The following is a 255-nucleotide window of genomic DNA, read 5'->3' as shown; positions in this document are numbered from 1 at the left end:
CCAATAACTGGAATGTTAACTGCATCAACAACTTGACGTACTAGTGTCATTGTTGTCAATTTACCAATGTGACCGCCAGCTTCCATACCTTCTGCAATAACAGCATCTGCTCCTAGTTTTTCCATACATTTTGCAAGAGCAACACTAGGGACAACTGGAATAACTGTAATACCAGCTTCGTGGAAACGTTCCATATATTTACCTGGGTTACCTGCACCAGTTGTAACAACTTTGACCCCTTCTTCAATAACAAGA

The 255-nt window shown here is 40.8% G+C and carries 1 protein-coding gene; it reads right to left on the bottom strand.

Features of this window, described 5'->3' with window-relative positions:
• Positions 1-255, bottom strand: a 255-nt coding sequence (locus JG537_RS09635; protein WP_199545210.1) for a nitronate monooxygenase, incomplete at both ends; no start/stop codon positions are given.

This window comes from Streptococcus vicugnae, from assembly GCF_016461705.1.
In the GTDB taxonomy this organism is placed as follows: Bacteria; Bacillota; Bacilli; order Lactobacillales; family Streptococcaceae; genus Streptococcus; species Streptococcus vicugnae.
This window is presented reverse-complemented; position numbering and strand designations above follow the sequence as displayed.